This window comes from Aeromonas sp. PI_26 (genome assembly GCF_027854445.1).
GTDB classification, from domain to species: Bacteria; Pseudomonadota; Gammaproteobacteria; order Enterobacterales; family Aeromonadaceae; genus Aeromonas; species Aeromonas veronii.
Genome location: NZ_JAJNOE010000004.1, coordinates 64,988 through 81,873 on the forward strand (window position 1 = coordinate 64,988; position 16,886 = coordinate 81,873).

Annotated in this window: 15 protein-coding genes and 1 tRNA gene; 4 read left to right on the forward strand and 12 right to left on the reverse strand. The window is 59.7% G+C overall.

Annotation, left to right across the window (positions count from 1 at the left end):
• Nucleotides 1-126: 126 nt before the first annotated feature.
• From LRL22_RS06410 to hinT, 11 genes are all read right to left on the reverse strand, one after another.
• Entirely contained in the window at nt 127-1,200 is a 1,074-nt protein-coding gene (locus tag LRL22_RS06410) for a 3-deoxy-7-phosphoheptulonate synthase (protein ID WP_110302379.1), read from the reverse strand.
• A gap of 409 nt (nt 1,201-1,609) precedes the next feature.
• Nucleotides 1,610-2,911: a glucose-1-phosphate adenylyltransferase gene (gene glgC / locus LRL22_RS06415; protein ID WP_270904982.1), complete on the reverse strand. Its 1,302-nt coding sequence runs from the start codon at nt 2,909-2,911 to the stop codon at nt 1,610-1,612.
• Nucleotides 2,912-3,193: 282 nt separating this feature from the next.
• Nucleotides 3,194-4,111 carry a protein translocase subunit SecF gene (secF, locus tag LRL22_RS06420; RefSeq protein ID WP_236302434.1) on the reverse strand — a complete coding sequence of 306 codons (918 nt, stop codon included), beginning with the start codon at nt 4,109-4,111 and terminating at the stop codon, nt 3,194-3,196.
• A gap of 151 nt (nt 4,112-4,262) precedes the next feature.
• A complete protein-coding gene (gene secD / locus LRL22_RS06425; protein WP_270904983.1) occupies nt 4,263-6,065 on the reverse strand; it encodes a protein translocase subunit SecD in 1,803 nt (600 codons plus the stop codon).
• Nucleotides 6,066-6,223: 158 nt separating this feature from the next.
• Entirely contained in the window at nt 6,224-6,658 is a 435-nt protein-coding gene (locus LRL22_RS06430; protein WP_043819384.1) for a hypothetical protein, read from the reverse strand.
• Between the two features lie 96 nt (nt 6,659-6,754).
• The gene (locus tag LRL22_RS06435; RefSeq protein WP_005353080.1) at nt 6,755-7,612 is read right to left on the reverse strand and encodes a DUF6279 family lipoprotein; all 858 of its coding nucleotides are present in this window, start codon (nt 7,610-7,612) and stop codon (nt 6,755-6,757) included.
• Nucleotides 7,613-7,615: 3 nt separating this feature from the next.
• Nucleotides 7,616-8,440 (reverse strand): phosphotransferase, encoded by an 825-nt coding sequence (locus tag LRL22_RS06440; protein ID WP_270904984.1) that lies wholly within the window; start codon nt 8,438-8,440, stop codon nt 7,616-7,618.
• 10 nt (nt 8,441-8,450) lie between these two features.
• Nucleotides 8,451-9,047, reverse strand: a complete 597-nt coding sequence (gene lpoB / locus LRL22_RS06445) for a penicillin-binding protein activator LpoB (RefSeq protein WP_005302153.1) — start codon at nt 9,045-9,047, stop codon at nt 8,451-8,453.
• Nucleotides 9,047-9,445, reverse strand: coding sequence for a YcfL family protein (locus LRL22_RS06450; RefSeq protein WP_005334038.1), 399 nt, complete (start codon nt 9,443-9,445; stop codon nt 9,047-9,049). The genes lpoB and LRL22_RS06450 overlap by 1 nt, the downstream gene beginning before the upstream one ends.
• A gap of 83 nt (nt 9,446-9,528) precedes the next feature.
• The gene (locus tag LRL22_RS06455) at nt 9,529-10,965 is read right to left on the reverse strand and encodes a COG3014 family protein (RefSeq protein WP_270904985.1); all 1,437 of its coding nucleotides are present in this window, start codon (nt 10,963-10,965) and stop codon (nt 9,529-9,531) included.
• Nucleotides 10,965-11,315 carry a purine nucleoside phosphoramidase gene (hinT, locus tag LRL22_RS06460; RefSeq protein ID WP_005334033.1) on the reverse strand — a complete coding sequence of 117 codons (351 nt, stop codon included), beginning with the start codon at nt 11,313-11,315 and terminating at the stop codon, nt 10,965-10,967. The genes LRL22_RS06455 and hinT overlap by 1 nt, the downstream gene beginning before the upstream one ends.
• 252 nt (nt 11,316-11,567) lie before the next feature.
• On the opposite strand from hinT, the gene LRL22_RS06465 reads away from it, so the two are divergent.
• Nucleotides 11,568-13,580 (forward strand): methyl-accepting chemotaxis protein, encoded by a 2,013-nt coding sequence (locus LRL22_RS06465; protein WP_270904986.1) that lies wholly within the window; start codon nt 11,568-11,570, stop codon nt 13,578-13,580.
• A 71-nt stretch (nt 13,581-13,651) separates the two neighbouring features.
• Here LRL22_RS06465 and LRL22_RS06470 read toward each other — a convergent pair whose 3' ends face one another.
• On the reverse strand, nt 13,652-14,527 hold the full coding sequence (locus LRL22_RS06470) for a 6-pyruvoyl trahydropterin synthase family protein (protein ID WP_043819396.1): 876 nt from the start codon (nt 14,525-14,527) through the stop codon (nt 13,652-13,654).
• A gap of 80 nt (nt 14,528-14,607) precedes the next feature.
• Here LRL22_RS06470 and LRL22_RS06475 point away from each other — a divergent pair, with 80 nt between their 5' ends.
• From LRL22_RS06475 to LRL22_RS06485, 3 genes are all read left to right on the forward strand, one after another.
• Nucleotides 14,608-15,951 carry a dihydroorotase gene (locus LRL22_RS06475; protein WP_042053202.1) on the forward strand — a complete coding sequence of 448 codons (1,344 nt, stop codon included), beginning with the start codon at nt 14,608-14,610 and terminating at the stop codon, nt 15,949-15,951.
• Nucleotides 15,952-16,063: 112 nt separating this feature from the next.
• Nucleotides 16,064-16,140, forward strand: a tRNA-Pro gene (locus LRL22_RS06480).
• 216 nt (nt 16,141-16,356) lie between these two features.
• A complete protein-coding gene (locus LRL22_RS06485) occupies nt 16,357-16,788 on the forward strand; it encodes a CC0125/CC1285 family lipoprotein (protein WP_041202117.1) in 432 nt (143 codons plus the stop codon).
• The last annotated feature ends 98 nt before the right edge of the window (nt 16,789-16,886 follow it).

The window sequence follows — 16,886 nt, forward strand, 5'->3', positions numbered from 1 at the left end:
CTGCTGGCGCCGCGAGCGGCGGCGCCCTGAAAATCAAGATGCAACAAGGTATCACGGCATGAGCGGTTTGATGCCACCAGCGGTGATACCCAGATTGTTCAATAGGTTACGACAAGATACCACGGCTTACCGTGCAGTTCTGCCCTTGAGGGGGTCAGCCAGCTGGTTGTGGCAGCGGGCCAGCAGGGTGGCGGTGGTATCCCAGTCGATGCAGGCATCAGTGATGGAGACCCCGTAGTGCATCTGCTCCTTGGGCTGCTCGCTGGACTGGTTTCCCTCGAACAGGTTGGATTCGAGCATCACCCCGATGATGGAGCGGTTGCCCTCCTGGATCTGGTGGATGACGTTGTCGGCCACCTTGGGCTGCAAGCGGTGATCCTTGCTGGAGTTGCCGTGACTGCAATCCACCACCAGACCGGGCAGCAGGCCCGCCTTTTCCAGTGCCTCTTCCGCCAGCGACACGTTGACCGAGTCGTAGTTGGGATGTTTGCCGCCGCGCAGGATCACGTGGCCATCCGGGTTGCCCTGGGTCTGCAGCAGTGCAACCTGGCCCTGCTGGTTGATCCCCATAAAGGCGTGAGGGGAGGAGGCCGCCTGCAACGCATTGATGGCAGTCCCCAGGTTGCCGTCGGTGCCATTCTTGAAGCCGACCGGCATGGAGAGGCCGGACGCCATCTCCCTGTGGGTCTGGGATTCGGTGGTGCGGGCGCCGATGGCTGACCAGGAGAAGAGCTCGGCCAGGTATTGCGGGCTGATGGGGTCGAGCGCTTCGGTGGCAAGCGGCAACTCCAGCTCCGCCAGCCAGCAGAGCAGCTCGCGGGCACGGTGCAGCCCCAGCTCCACATCGAAGGTGCCATCCAGATTGGGGTCGTTGATAAAGCCTTTCCAGCCGACTGTGGTGCGAGGCTTCTCAAAGTAGACCCGCATGACAATGTAGAGAGAGTCCTGGTAGGCATCATGCAGCGCTTTGAGTCTGGTTGCGTACTCTTTGGCGGCGTCCATATCGTGGATGGAGCAGGGACCACAGATCACCAACAGCCGGTGATCGCGGCGGTGAATGATGTCGGCGATGGTATTGCGGGCCCCTTGCACGAATGCCAGCGCCTTGTCGGAGATGGGTAACTTCTCCTTGAGCTGGGCAGGCGTGATCATCACTTGTTCGGACTGGATATGGATGTTGTTCAGGGGGTCTCTTTGCATGATTTCATACTCTCTACTGTATTAAGCCAAAAGCGGTTGTACCTATATATTTACACTGGTACCTGCTTTGTTACGCAACCGCCCTCACCTTACCAAGGAAAAACAAACAATCAAGTGAAACTAGTGGGTTTACCGCTAAAAAGTCAGATAAAGGAGCTGCTATATAGCGCGAACAGGAATAATACAGAGGTTTTTTCGGAGGAATAATGGTTTTTGTGTAATTTAATGTTTACGATTTGAGGGCGTGAATGCTGCGTTGCACAGCTGTTTACCCACAGTAAATGGTATCTCTGGGAGACTGCAACGCGATGGCAATGATGGTGTGAGGTGGCTATCTGGTCAGCCATAGAAAGAGGGAGCCATAATGGCTCCCTTTGCGGTAGGAAGGGGGATCCCGTCTGGCTGCGGATCAGCGCTTTTGTTTTCCCTGCAGCTCTTTGTTCAGGCGAGTGAGCATCCCCTGGGTGACCAGCACTATGCCCTGCTCGGAGCGGTGGAAGCGACGTGCATCTTCATCGGCGTTTTCACCTATCACTGTGCCTTCCGGCAGTTTGCACCCCTTGTCGATCACCACCCGGCGCAGTCGGCAACCGGCACCAATCTCCACACCCGGGAAGATAACGGCCTGATCCAGAGTGCAGAAGGAGTCGACCCGCACATTGGTAAAGAGCACCGAACTCAGGATGAAAGAGCCACTGACGATGGTGCCCCCGGCAAACATGGAGTTGATGGTCATGCCGTGCTGGCCGTTTCGGTCCTGCACGAACTTGGCGGGAGGAGTCATGTTCTGACTGGTCCAGATGGGCCAGTCCTGATCGTAGATATCGAGCTCAGGCGTGACGGAAGCGAGATCCATATTGGCCTCCCAGAAGGAGTCCACGGTGCCCACATCGCGCCAGTAGGGGCGGCGATCCGGACAGCAGCCGACACAGGACATGCCAAACGGGTGAGCGAATGCGGTGCCCTCTTTCACCACGCGGGGGATCACGTCCATGCCGAAATCGTGATGGGATTGCTCGTTGGCAATGTCCTCTTCCAGCAGCTGATAGAGATACTCCGCATCGAAGATATAGACGCCCATTGAGGCCAGCGCGGTGTCGGCCTTGCCCGGCATGGCGGGCGGGTTGGCAGGCTTTTCGACGAAGGCATTGATCTTGCGATCATCATCCACCGCCATCACTCCGAAGGCGCTTGCTTCACTGCGTGGCACGTCGATGCAGGCAACGGTCACCTTGGCGCCCATATTGACGTGGTCGAGCAGCATGGCGGCGTAATCCATCTTGTAGATGTGGTCGCCTGCCAGCACCACCACATATTTGGGGGCGTGATCGCGGATGATATCCAGATTCTGGTAGACCGCATCGGCGGTACCCCGATACCAGTTCACCTCATCCACCCGCTGCTGGGCAGGGAGCAGATCGATAAACTCGTTCATCTGGTAGCGCAGGAAAGACCAGCCCGATTGGAGATGGCGCAACAGGCTGTGGGATTTGTACTGGGTCACGACACCGACCCGACGGATGCCGGAGTTGATGCAGTTGGAGAGCACGAAATCGATGATGCGGAATTTGCCGCCGAAATGAACGGCAGGTTTTGCACGGTTGTCGGTTAACTGTTTGAGGCGACTACCCCGCCCTCCTGCGAGTACCAAAGCCATGGTCTCGTTCAGCAACTGTCTGGATTTTGCTGTATTGGCAGGTTGTAACAACATCTCATATCCCTTTGTAGATAAATCACTACAATGTTGCCTCCTTTGAGCCCTCAAGAAAGTGCTTTCAGTCACATTTTATGGTTTCTGACGTAATAAAATGACCTTTTTGTTATTAAAAATGACGGGTTGATCCGTCATTGCTTTCAATATGGTCAGTTGTCAATTGAGGCGAGTCGAACGACAAAATGGGCGGCGAGAGAGGAGGGATGAAAAAGCCCCTGCCAATGGTTGGCAGGGGCCCGGTTTGTTGAGACCCGGTGAGCCGGGTCTGATTAACAAGGTTCAGGCTGCGTTGGCCAGTGGCTCCTCGCTCTTCTTCTGGTAGGCCTGCGGGGTGAGCCCAAGCAGCTCCTGCACGGTCGAGGCGACGGTAATGGAGGAGACGGTGCCCACCAGGATCCCGGCAAACAGGGTGAAGGAGAAGCCGTAGAGAGCGTCACCGCCAAACAGCAACAGAGCGCCCACGGTAAACAGGGTGGTGCCCGAGGTGATCATGGTGCGACTGAAGGTCGCCTTGATGGCCACATCGGAGCACTCGTGGATGCCCATCTGGGTACGCGAGCTCAGCAGATCCCGCAGCCTGTCCGAGATGACGATGCTGTCGTTGAGGGAGTAGCCGATTACCGCCATCAAACCGGCGATGATGTTCAGATCGAATTCGATCTGAAAGAGTGACAGCAGTCCCAGTGCCACGATGGCGTCATGGACTACCGAGAGCAGGATTCCGATGGCCTGACGCCACTCGAAACGAAACGCCAGATAGGCCGACATCGCCAGCGAAGCGACCAGCACCGCCAGCATCCCCTGCTGGAACAGCTCGGCACCCACCTGAGGGCCGACGATGGTGGTGCGCAGCAACTCGACCGGCATCCCCAACTGCTGGGTCAGCATGGTGGCGAGATCTGCCGCGGGCCAGGGCAGTTCGTGGGGGGGCAGCTTGATCAGCCACTCGCCGGGAATACCGGCCGAACTCAGCTCAACGGCTCCCGCCAGCGGGGAGGCCAGCATGGCATTGAGCTCATGGGCCTCTTTCAGGGTCTGGATATGAAACTCCAGCAGGATCCCGCCGGTAAAATCGAGCCCCAGAGTGAGGCCGTTCACCAGCAAGATGGCGACGCTGGCCACGGTCAGCAGGATGGAAGCCCACAGGCCGATATAGCGCCAACGGGTCAGCCCCATGGCAACGATCATTCTCAACATAATTCTCTCCTTGGCCAGCCAGCATCAGGCTGTTGGCCCATCACGACGTGTCGCGACACGCCGGGAAAATAGTGTTCTGCTTTGGCCGCTCCGGCCATATCCATAGCCGATGGCGCAGCCAAAGCTGCTCATCAGAGGGACAACTGTCCCGTTACACTTTCAGCGTGCGCTCGCTGCTGCGTCCCCACAGAGGATTGATGATGGCGCGCGTTCCCCAGATCCCGGTGATCATGCTGGAGAGCAGACCCAGAATGAGGGTGATAGAGAAGCCCTGCAGTGGCCCGGAGCCGATGGAGTAGAGCACCACAGCGCAGATAAGCGTAGTGATGTTGGCATCGAAAATGGTGTGGAAGGCCGAGCGATAGCCAAAGTCGATGGCGTTGGCCAGTGAGCCCCCTTCTCGCAGACGGTCCCTGATCCGCTCGAAGATCAGCACATGAGTATCCACCGCCATGCCCACCGTCAGTACCAAACCGGCGATCCCCGGCAGGGTCAGCACTGCGCCCGGCAGCACCGCCAGCATGCCGACCTGCATCAACAGGTTGGCGACCAGCGCCGTGATGGCAACCCAGCCGAATTTGCGGTACCAGGCCATCATGAACAGCATCATGCCTGCCATACCGAAGGCCAGCGCGGTGAAGCCCGCCTCGATATTCTGCATCCCCAGCGTCGGGCCAATACTGCGTTCTTCCAGGATCTTGAGAGGGGCGGTGAGGGCGCCGGCACGCAGCAGCATGGCCAGCTCTTGCGCTTCCGGCAGACTGCCAATGCCGGTGATGCGGAACTGGTTGCCAAGGGCGGTCTGGATGGTGGCGACGTTGATCACCTCGCTCTGGGCGCGCAGTTTGCCCTGAGCGTTGGTCTTGTACTCGGTGAAGACGGTCGCCATCGGCTTGCCCACATGCTGGCGGCTGAACTGGTTCATCTTGCTGCCACCCAGGGTGTCGAGCACGATATTGACCTGCGGTTGACCCATTTCGCCCATGTTGGCGCGGGCATCGACGATGTGCTCGCCGGTGAGTACCGGCTTGCGCGCCATGCCGACGGCCTGACCGTTGCGATCGGCGATGTAGAAGTGGCTGTCGGCTTTGGCCTCGTAGAAGGCCAGCGAGGCGGTGGCCCCGATCACCTCTTTTGCCTGCTTGGGGTTATGTACCCCGGGCAGTTCGATACGGATGCCATCCTGCCCCTGACGCACCACCGATGCCTCGACGATGCCGAGCTCATTGATCCGTTTTTTCAGGATCGACAGGTTTTGGGTCACGGCGTTGTTGACCAGCAGGGTACGCTCCGCCTCGCTCAGCACCAGTTTCAGATCATTGCCGGAGCGGGTCAGCTTCCACTGATCCTGACGGGTACCGGCACTCTCCTTGATGATGGCGAGCCAGCTCTCCTGTTCGGCGACCTCCGGCAGGGTGACGGCTACGGCGCCCTGTGCGCTGCGCGTGACGCTGGCGCCGCGCAGGTTGGCTTCACGGAAGCGGGTGCGCAGGGTATCCACCAGATTCTTGGTCTGATTGTCGATGACAAAGTCCACGTCCACACCGATAAGCAGCTGGGAGCCACCACGCAGGTCCAGTCCCAGCTTGATGGGATCGGCGCCGAGGCGGGTGATCCAGGCTGGCGCGTTGGAGTGAAACTCCAGGGTGAGGGCGGCACTATCGACCCCTTGCTGCTCCAGCAACTGCTTGGCGCGCTGCTGATCGCCCTGGCTGGCAAAGACCAGCTCGACCCGCTCAGGTTGCTCGATCACCTTGAGCGGGGTCAGGTGTTTGTCGCTCAGCAACATCTGCTGCTGAGCGGTCAGGCGCTGCTGTCCGTGCAGGCCGAGGGAGGGCTGCTCACCGAAAAAGGTGGGCAGGGAGTAAAAGGTAAAGGTCAACAGCATCAACAACAGCAGTGCGTACTGCCACTTGCTCATGCGGTTGAGAACGGTGCGATTGCTCTTTCTCATGGCAAACAAGCCTCTGTCAGGAGAATGGTGCCTGGGCCGATAGCAACAAGGCTCGGCAAGGCGCAAAAAATGGGATGTATCAGATGCGGATCAGGCAGCCGCCGGATCCGTCAGGAAGAGGAGATGAGCAAACAGTGGATGTGCCAGCCCCTCCGGGGTCAGGCGTTCAGATAGCTCTGGGTGAAGCGGTATTGCAGATGTTGGCGCTGCAGATGGCGCCGGTGGATCGCGCCAAAGCGATCGCGAAAACTCTGTTTGTGATAGAGCTCGGGGGCCAGCATCAGCCAGCCGAGCAGCAACAGCAGGATGGCTTGGGCCGACCAGCTCTGGATCAGCTCGTAGACCACACTCTTGGGCTGGTTGTCACTGCGCAGGGATTGTTCGAGACGCAGCAGGTGATTCTGATGGCTGCCGACAAACTTGATGATGCCATCATCGCTGTCGCTAAGCTGATTGAACACCTGAGTCTGCTGCTGTTCACTCTGGGGAGATGCGGGTAGCAGCGGGCCTTCCATTCGGGCGATGGAACAAAGCAGGGTGAGGGCGATAACCAGAGTTACCAGCACCAGTTTTACTTTGTCGATAAGGCGCAAAAAGTTAATTCCCGATAAATAGGAAGGGCAAACTACCATAAGCGCCCGGTTTGAACAAGGTTGCCCCGGGCACATGGCACCATTCGGTGCTGGCTGTCAGCTGCCGCTCATCTGCTTGAAGTCGCGGGCATAACCCTTGAGCAGGGAGTAGAGATGAGCCCGCTGGGAGATATCCAGCGACTGGCTCATGGCGCTCAGCCAGTTGACGGTACGCTGGCGCGACTGTTCGGTATAGCCGGTAAAGCGGCCATCCATCAGCCCATCCCCCTCGGCCAGCAGGTCAGTCAGCTCGCGGGTAAAGTCGGGACTCTGGCGCTGCTTCATCAGCCTGTCCAGCTCCTGGGTCCAGGACTCCTGAAACTCGAGCCAGGGGGGCATCAGCTCGTATTGCCATTCGGCCCACTGGGCCACCAGTGGTGCCTGTGCCGGTTTCACCTCGCCAATCCAGAACTCGAGCCGCTTGTTCATCTTGTCGCGAAACTCTGCCAGCATCTGCTCTTTGGGCTCAGTGGCAAAGTCCTTTTGCCGCTCCTGTTGCCGCTTGACCCGATCGGTCATAAAGCGGGCCACCTGCTCATCGGTCAGGGTGCGCGCCAGCCTGACCGCGCGGGGGATAGTGTTTTCCAGCGTGCGGGTCAGACTCTGCTGCACCGCATCTAGGTTGGTCGAGATCTGCTCCGGCGTCATGGGGCTGGCCACCGCCTTGGCCAGTGCATCGAGATCCTTGGCGTAGCGCGGCAGCTCGTGCTGGCGGTGCCAGGCCATCAGCCCCTTCACTTCGCGGCTGAGCAGATCCTTCTGCGAATAGGAGAGGGCAAAGTAGTCATCCAGCTGCCAGATGATGGCGGTATCGAGCCAGTAGTAGATCACCCGGGTGGAGCAGCCGGTCAGCAGCAGGCCGATCAGCAGCAGACCCCAGGTTTTCGGCTTGTGCCAGCGCACCTTGTTTATCATCTGTTACTCCAGTCGTTGCCGGTTGATGGCGATCAGGGTGTCATAGTCGAGTGAGGGCTGTTGCTCTGCCATCAGCAGGGCCCAGAGCAGGCCGATATAGTCGACCCAGGGTAAAAATGCCTCGCTCTGAAAATCGGGCCACTGGTGGCGCGGCACGGCCTGCAGATAGTGCGCTTCCAGCTCGTCGCGCCGCTCGGCGGGCCACTCATGGGTGCGCTGGATGCTGGCGAGCTCAAAGCCGGGGTGACCTGCCGCGCCATACTCCCAGTCGATGACCCAGGGTTTGCTTCCCAACAAGTTAGCCGGATTGAGATCATGGTGGCAAGGGCGCCAGCAATCATTTGGCTCACTGCTGGCGAGCAAGCCCCGCTCCAGGGCGGGCAGCCAGGAGGGAATGTGTGCCAGTCGGGCGCGATAGCCCGCGGCGTGGGCTCGCACCGCCATCACCACCTCAGGCAGCGGCAGGCGATGGAGCTTGCGCAGCACCTCCGCCAGCAGGCGGGGCTGATCGGCTGTCGGTGGCGCCGCGTGTACCCAGTTTGGCTCATCGCACCATTCGAGCAGCATCAGACCGCTGGCGGGATCGCCATAGTGGCAGGGCAGCGCCAACCCTTCTGCCATCGCCCCCTGATAAAGCTGCCACTCGGTGGGACGGTCGATGCCAAGGCGCACCGGGTCGGAGTGGCCCTGACGCAAAAAGTAACTGCGCCCCGAGGGGAGGCGCAGTCGATAGTTGCAGTTGGTCAGGCCTAACCCGAGTGGTTCCAGCTGCCCCTCCCGCCAGGGGGCGGGCAGGCTGGCCAGTAGCGGATCACAGTTGCCTGTCACCAGGAGCCTGTTACCAGCCAAAGGTGGATTTCTTCGCCTGTTTGCGGATCTCTTTCTGATCGGCCCACAGCAGTTCGCCGTTTTGCAGATCCATCAGGTTCATGGTCATCTGGTAGTAGACATCCTTCACCTTGCCATTGTCTTTGACGATGCTGGCGAGGTTGCCATAGACCATGTAGCGGGCACCGGTCTGCTTGCCCAGACGTACCATGGAGGCAGGATCCACCATGCCGCTGCTCTGCTGGTATTCGAGCTGCTGCTTGACGGCGGCCACCTTGCTCATGTCGACGAAGCGGAACTTGCCGGCCCGCAGCAACTTGGTGCGGATGGTATCGGTGATGGCTTCGGTATCGATGTGCTCGGAGGTCTTGTTGCGGATAGAGTCCATAAACATCACCGGACGACCGCCTGCGGTGATCTCGCTGGTGGCAGGGGAGGCGAGCATGGAGTCCGCCATCTTGTCGGCGATGGCCTGCAGATCGCTTGAGCCGTAATCGACGGTAACGGTTTCGGTTTCAGTGGGATCGCCATAGCTGACGGTGGTGCTGGAGCAGCCGCCCAAGAGCAAGGCGCCGGTCAATATCAGCAGGGCATGATTCATTTTCATCAGTAGGATTCCTCAATCACTTCGCGTACGTAAATCCGGTAACCCTGCGCCGCCGGGCTGGGCGCCAGGGCCGAGAGGGTGCGGGTCTGATAGCCATGCAGCTTGATGGGGGTCCAGCCGCGGCCATCGCTGGCGACCTCCTGACCGGCCTCATCATACCAATAGAAGATATATTGCAGCTTGTTATCGCCGCGCTGGGTGCTGGCGGCGGCCACATTGACCTGCAGCAGGCCATTTTGCTGGCGGCGGCTCAGCTCGGTCAGGGTGACGTTGACGTTTTGATGCTGCTCCAGCGTGGGGGCACCGCCCGCCGGGCCATAGAGCGCCACGCCGGAGGTGTTGGTGGCGCAGCCGGTCAGCAGCAGCGCGAGCCCGAGGGCCAACCCGTATGCTTTCATCTTGCTCTCCTTAATCGGGGTGAGTGGGGCCGCGTGTGAGCCTGCCCGGTTAATTGTCTTGCTCATATCTCTTCGCCATCTGCTCAGAGCGGCATCACCCGGGTGGTCAGACCGGCGCCGAGGCGCTGTACCCAGACCAGGGTGGTGCGGCCGCTATGAATAGTCAGCGGCAACTGACGCTGGGCGGCACCCGCTCCCAGAGTGAGGTTCACCTCACCCGCCGGCACCATCCCCTGCCAGCTTGATGCCTGCGCCGGCAGTGTCAGCCAGCTGCGGGTATCGGCCCGCTCCGAGAGGGTGTTGAAGATCCCCACCAGAATATTGCCCACATCGCCCCCCTCTTTGGCGGCGGTGCGGCGCATCTGCTCCTTGGCCACCAGCCGCAGCGCCTGGCGGGTCAGCATGCCGGGCAGCCGCTCCTGCAGATCTTTGGCGGCCAGCGCTTCCAGCCTGACCAGCTCGCTGGTCTGCCAGGCCCGCTTGCCGACTTCCACCGTCAGCGGGCCGGTGTCGCTGGCCCGATTATCGTAATAGGGGATGGCGACGGTAAAGGTGCGAAAATCGCCGCGGGAGGTGGAGATGGGGAGCGGCAGGAACAGTTCGCGCCGCGCCGGGATCAAACCATCTTCAAACAGCACCACCAGTTGGCCTTGATCTTTTGCAAGCGGCGGTGCTTTGCGGCCTATCTTTTTCTCGGTCTCGCGGATCTCGTCCGGTGAGCCACGCAGCCGCGCCAGACGCAGCAAGGCATCTTGCAGGCTGCGGTTGTCCGGCGCTATCTGGTAGCCGCGCTGATAGTCGACCCAGGCATCGTTGAGATCCCCGGCCGCCTCATAGAGCACGGCGGAAAAATAGAAGGTGTAGGCGTTCTGAAAACCGTTTTTGACCTTGCCGATCAACCGATCGAGATCCGGTGCGCCGCGCGACATCAGCTGGCGCATCTCACCTTCAGCCTCGGCCTCTTCGCTCTCATCCTTCGCCTTGCGCACCTCATCGGCTCGCCGTTTAAGCGCCTGCTCCTGCACCTGATTGGCCCGGCGCACCTCTACCAGGGCGCCATCGGCATCACCCCGTTGCAGATAGTTGAGGGCCAGATAGTGATGCAGCATGGTGCGTTCGTAATCGGGAGTACGATAGGCCATCGACTGATCGTTGGTGAGCAGACTGCCCACCTGATCCAGACCGTGGCTCAGCCGGTATTCGGCCTGATTGTCTTCCCACTGAAGGCGGCTGTCGGCGGCGGTGAACGCCTGCTTGCTGCCCGCATCCTGACCGGCGAGCCAGGCAATGCGCCCCTGTTCGAGCCGATCCAGCACAAAGGTGTCATCCCCAAGGGTGGAGTCGCGCACTTCGGGCAGCGCCTCGGCGGCATGGCCCAGCAGCAGCTGGTTGCGCAGGGGCACCATCTGATCGGAGTAGGAGACGAACATATCCTGCCAGCGGGAGGCGCAGCCTCCCAGCAACAGCAGGGCGCCGCAGAGCAACAGGGCGCTGCGGCAGGTTGAGGCGTGGCGATTCATTACAGGCTGAGCAGCGGTCCCAGCGGCTGGCCACCGACCAGATGCATGTGGATATGGTAGACCTCCTGCCCGCCGTGGCGGTTGCAGTTCATGATGAGGCGGTAGCCATCTTCGGCGATGCCAGCCTCGGCGGCCAGTTTGCGGGCCACGGTGAACATCCGGCCAAGGGCCAGTTCATGTTCGGCTTCCACGTCATTGACGGTGGGGATCAGCACATTGGGGATGATCAGAATATGGGTTTTGGCCTTGGGCTGGATATCCCGGAATGCGGTGACCAGATCGTCTTGATAAAGGATGTCGGCGGGGATCTCTTTACGGATGATTTTGCTGAAAATGGTTTCTTGCGCCATGGCTAACTCCCTTATATGAAACAGAAAATTGAACTAGAACCCCAAGCGGCTCCCGAAAGGGGGGCGAGCAGCACGCCAAGTGTGACACAAGCCGACATTTGACACAGCTGATGTCCCATTCCCTTCAGTTATTGTTAAAAATACCGATAGCCAGAGGGACGTCATCTGCAGCGCCTGTTCAGGGTGGTCTGCAGGGTATCAAAAGGACGGGGTACTCAGGCAAGGGACTTTTGCATATACAGCGGGACAATAATGAAACAAACAATGTCGGATCTCTCCATCTTGCAGCGAGTCTACCTTGGCTTCGCGATCCTGGTGGCCGTGATGGTGGCCAGTTCACTGCTCACATTTCGTAGTCAGGAGACCCTGGGGAACGCACTGGAGCAGGTTACCCAGCAGTCTATGCCGCTGGTGATTGCCAGCAGCCAGACCCAGATCACCCTGCTCAGCGCCAACAAGTGGCTGGGGGATGTGCTCACCGAGCAGGACCCCAAACAGCTGCCAGCCGAAGTGGCCGAACTGAAACAGGCCAAGGCTGCGGTGGGCAAGAGCCTCGACGTCTTGCGCCAGCAGGTGGCCCACCACCCCGAACTGCAAGGGGAGATGAGCAGCCTCAGCCAGCAGGTCGACAGCTATCTGCAACTGACCGATACCCTGCCCGGCGAACACGAGGCGCTGCTCACCCGGCTGCACAAGGTCAATCTGGCCAAGGGGCAGTTTCAGGTCAGTCTGCCCCAGTTCAAGAAGAGTCTGGGTGACATGATGGTCACCATCGACGACAGCTTCATCAAGATGCTCTCCGAGACCCTGACCACCAAGCTCTCCGCCATCGAACTCTCCACCATGGACGCCCTCAACCAGACCATTCCGGATCCCATTGAAGGGGCGCTCAAGCGCAACAAGATGCAGATCGAGGGGTTCAACAGCACCATCAAGGATCTGCAGGGGGAGCTGAAGAACTTCGAGAACGACATGGGCCACTATGTTCACGGCTTCGTGCGCGACACCACCGCAAGCGAAGGCGTGCTCTCCCAGTATCTGGCGCTGATGAAGCAGCAGGAGCAGATGCGGGAGAAGAGCAAGCAGGCGAGCGCTCTCATCGTCGAGATCCAGAACCAGCTTGAGCGGATCACCGGCCAGAGTCAGCAGCTGATGAGTCAAAGTATTCAGCACGCCAAAGTCACACAGAGCCAGAGCACCCTGACCCAGGGAACCAGCATCGTAGTCGCCATCCTGATTGCCATGCTGGTGGCTTATACCCTGGGCAAGGCCATTCGCCGTCCGCTCAGGGAGTTGCTGCGGGTGCTGACCGAAGTAACCCAGGGCGACATGACCCAGCGCATCGGTTTTCAGAGCAAGAACGAATTCGGCCAGCTGGGCAGCCAGATCAACCTGTTGATTGCCCAGATGGGGGAGGTGCTGGCACAGCTTTCACAAGCATCTGCCCAGCTTAACGATGCCGCCCACGGCAACCGCCACACCACCGAATCAGTGCGGGCGGATCTGGAGAAACAGCGGCAGGAGACCGCCTCGGTCGCCGCCGCCATGACCCAGATGGAGGCCTCGGTGCGGGAGGTGGCTCAGGCTGCCAACCAGACCCTGGAGCGGGTGCAGGATGTGGAGAAGGCCTCCGAGATGGGGCGCAAGGTGATGGCAGGCAATATCACCACCACTCATCAACTGGCGGGCAAGCTGCAACAGACCGGCAAGGTGATTGGTGATGTGAGCGCCATGAGCAGCCAGATCGGCAACATCCTCGATGTCATTCGCGGCATTGCCGAGCAGACCAACCTGCTGGCCCTCAACGCTGCCATTGAAGCGGCGCGGGCCGGCGAGCAGGGGCGTGGATTTGCGGTGGTGGCCGATGAGGTGCGCAGTCTGGCGGGCCGCACCGCGCAATCCACCAGCGAGATCCAGACCATGATCGAGAACCTGCAGCAGGGAGTCGCCAAGGCGGTGACCGTGATGCAGGAGTGCTCCCGCGAGATGGACAGCTGCGTGGATCAGAGCTCTCACGCCAACAACGCCATGGAGGAGGTGCAGGGGATTGTGGTGCTGATCAGCGACATGTCGAGCCAGATCGCCTCTGCCGCCGAGCAGCAACAGGCCACCAGCGCCGATATCGCCACCAACCTCAACCGCATCTCCGATATCTCGGATCTCAACTATCAGGGGATCGAGCGGGTAGCCGAGACCAGCCAGCAGCTGGACTCCCTCGCCGAGCAGCAGGAGAGCCTGGTCAAGCGCTTCCGCCTGAGCGCCTGATGGTCGAGAGTTGAAACAACAAGGCCCCGCAGATGCGGGGCCTTCTCTTTATTGCGGTTGCGACAAGGGGATCAGGCGTAGGCAATCGCGCCCTTGCCGACCCCTTCATAGGCGACAATCTTGACGAACTTGTCGCCCACCATCTTCTTCACTTCGCGGGCGATATAGCAGGCCAGCAGCTCAACCGTGGTGTCGGTGTCGATCATCTCCACCTCGGCGCTGGGGATGGCCAGCTGGAACAGCCCTTGCGGCGCCACATATTTGAAGCCGCAGTGATGCTCGCCAAGCTGGGCATTGGCGCGGGGGCTCAAAGCGAGCTCGGTCAGCGCCACCTTGTCCTCCTCGGTGCCGAGGTAGATATCGCCCCAGCGTTCGGCCCAGTTGAGCTCAAGCTCCTGGTCGCGCTCGCCATCGACGTGGATCTCGATGGGAGAGCGGTGGCCGTGGGCGATACGCTGGCAGTTGCCATCGTGCTTTTTCAGGCCATGGCTGTAGTGGTAGAAGGCGCCGGTGATCGCCTCCTGACGTAGAGTCAGGGAGAGATCCTTGATATTGCCCGGCAGCCGTTTGGCCAGTACCGCCAGCAGGTAGCGGGTTACCGACTCTTTATCAACTTGCGGGGCAGGGATAAAGGCAAAGCCCTGGGATGGGCAGCGCAGATGGATGGAGCGACCCGGGCGCAGCAGATCCACTGTGCTTTCGTCACCATCCAGTGTCTCGACGTGGATCAGCGGGCACTCGGTCGGCACCAGCAGCTTGTGGTCCACCTCTTCATCGATGATCGACTTGATCAGCTTCTTTACCCGGCCAAAGTCCAGCAGCATGCTCATTTCGTTGAGCTCACCGCTCATTTCGATATCTACCAGCCAGCTCTCGCCCACCATGCCGCGGCGTTCGCAGAGGTAGCTGGAGTCGATCACGGTCAAATCTCTTACAAATAACTTCATCAGTCAGGCCTTGCTACAGAGAAAGGGCAGTTTTGCGCTATTATGACCCGCGATTATCGGCAAAGGAACTGGAACCCCCCATGAACAAACTGCTTATCAAGAATGCCACCCTGGTCAACGAAGGCCGCATCTATGCCTCCGATGTGTTGATCGAGGGGGAACGGATTGCCCGCATCGCCCCGGATATCGAGGCGCCCGATGCGCTGGTTATCGATGCCGCAGGTCGCCATCTCATCCCCGGAATGATCGATGATCAGGTCCACTTCCGGGAGCCGGGATTGACCCACAAGGGGACTATCGCCAGCGAATCCCGCGCCGCCGTCGCCGGTGGCACCACCAGTTTCATGGAAATGCCCAACGTCAATCCCCAGACCACCACCCTCGACGCTCTCGAAGCCAAATACCAGATCGCCGCCAACTCCTCCGTCGCCAACTACAGCTTCTATCTCGGCGCCACCAACGACAACCTTGAAGAGATCAAGCGTCTCGACCCCAAGCAGTCCTGCGGGGTCAAGGTGTTTATGGGCTCCTCGACCGGCAACATGCTGGTGGACAATCAGGAGACCCTGGCGGCCATCTTCCGCGAAAGTCCGGTGATGATCGTGACCCACTGCGAAGACACCCCGACCATCGCCAAGGCGGAAGAGGCGGCACGGGCCAAGTGGGGCGAGAATGTGCCTATGGGCGAGCACGGCCGCATTCGCAGCGACGAGGCGTGCTACAAATCCTCCAGCATGGCGGTGGCGCTGGCGAAAAAATACGGTGCCAAGCTGCATGTGCTGCATCTGACCTCGGCCAAGGAGCTGTCGCTGTTTACCGCCAGCCATGACCTGAGCGAGCTGAAGGACAAGAACATCACCGCCGAGGTGTGTGTGCACCACCTCTTCTTCAATGATGCCGATTACGAGACCCAGGGCAGCCTGATCAAGTGCAACCCTGCGGTGAAGAGTGCCGCCGACCAGCAGGCGCTGCTGGATGCGGTACGCAACGATGTGCTCGACATCATCGCCACCGACCACGCGCCCCACACCTGGGAAGAGAAGCAGAACAGCTACTTCAAGGCGCCGTCCGGTGTGCCGTTGGTGCAGCACTCTTTGCAGGCGCTGCTGGAGCTCTACCACAACGGCGTGTTTACCCTGGAGACTATCGTCAAGAAGACCTCCCATGCGGTGGCCGAGCGCTTCCAGGTGCAGGATCGCGGTTATATCCGCGAGGGCTACTTCGCCGATCTGGTGCTGCTGGATCTGGGCAAGCCCTATGTGGTCAACGATGACAACATCCTCTACCACTGTGGCTGGTCGCCCTTCAACGGCTACCGCTTCCACAGCACGGTGGAGATGACGCTGGTGAACGGCCAGATCGCCTGGCAAAACGGGCAGGTGACTGACCAGATCCTGGGCAAGCGGCTGACCTTTAACCGCTGATTGTTCGTAAAGCAGGCGAACGCACCGTGGCCGAGGAATTGACGGCGTTTCCCTGTTGACAGGGCAGGGTCATCCCCATAAACTCTGCCCCCGTCAGCCGAGCTGACTCCGTCGGTGTGTAGCGCAGCCAGGTAGCGCATCTGCATGGGGTGTAGAGGGTCGGAGGTTCGAATCCTCTCACACCGACCAAATTCCCCGGTAAAGGCCTTGTCAAACGACAAGGCCTTTTCTTTTGCCTGCGATTTGCCGCACAGGCGTGAAGCCTGTGGTGATGCACGCTGGTCGCTGCTGGCGTGAGCAGATTGTGCAGCCACCGCGCTTTATGGTGTAGTAACAACTCTGTTGCTCATTTGCCTGTCGAGGCCTCTCGTGTCTGCATCCGTATCTAAACCCTGTTGTCTGCTGATGCTCACCCTGCTGCTGGTGGGCTGCGCCACCCCTTACGAGAGTGAAAAGTCATTCTGGAACGGCCAGACCGGTTTTTCCCAGACCCGGCTTGGCCCGGACAAGTGGCAGCTGGAGTTTGTCGGCAACGATCTGGTGGACAGGGAGACCGCCCGCAAATATGTGCTCAAGCGGGCAGGGGAGCTGGCACTGGCAGAGGGTTACTCCTGGCTTAAGGTCGATGAGCTGACCATTAACCGTGATGCCGTCAGGGTGACCCCATCACAGCCGATCTTTGGCTTTGACGAGGATGAACCGGATCTCTTTATGGCCCAGATGCAGGTGCAGCATACCATCTCGGCGCTGCTCACTTTTCGCCTGTTGCCGCGGGCACTCGATGAGCGAACTCTGAATGCGAAATATCTCGCCGAAATCAAAATAAACAGTGATTAATATTGGTGGTTTGCAAGATCCATATCACATACACCTAATAGCAGGATAAAATTCTGGATAAAGCCTCTAGATTTACCCCCTGCTTTTAGGCATTCTCC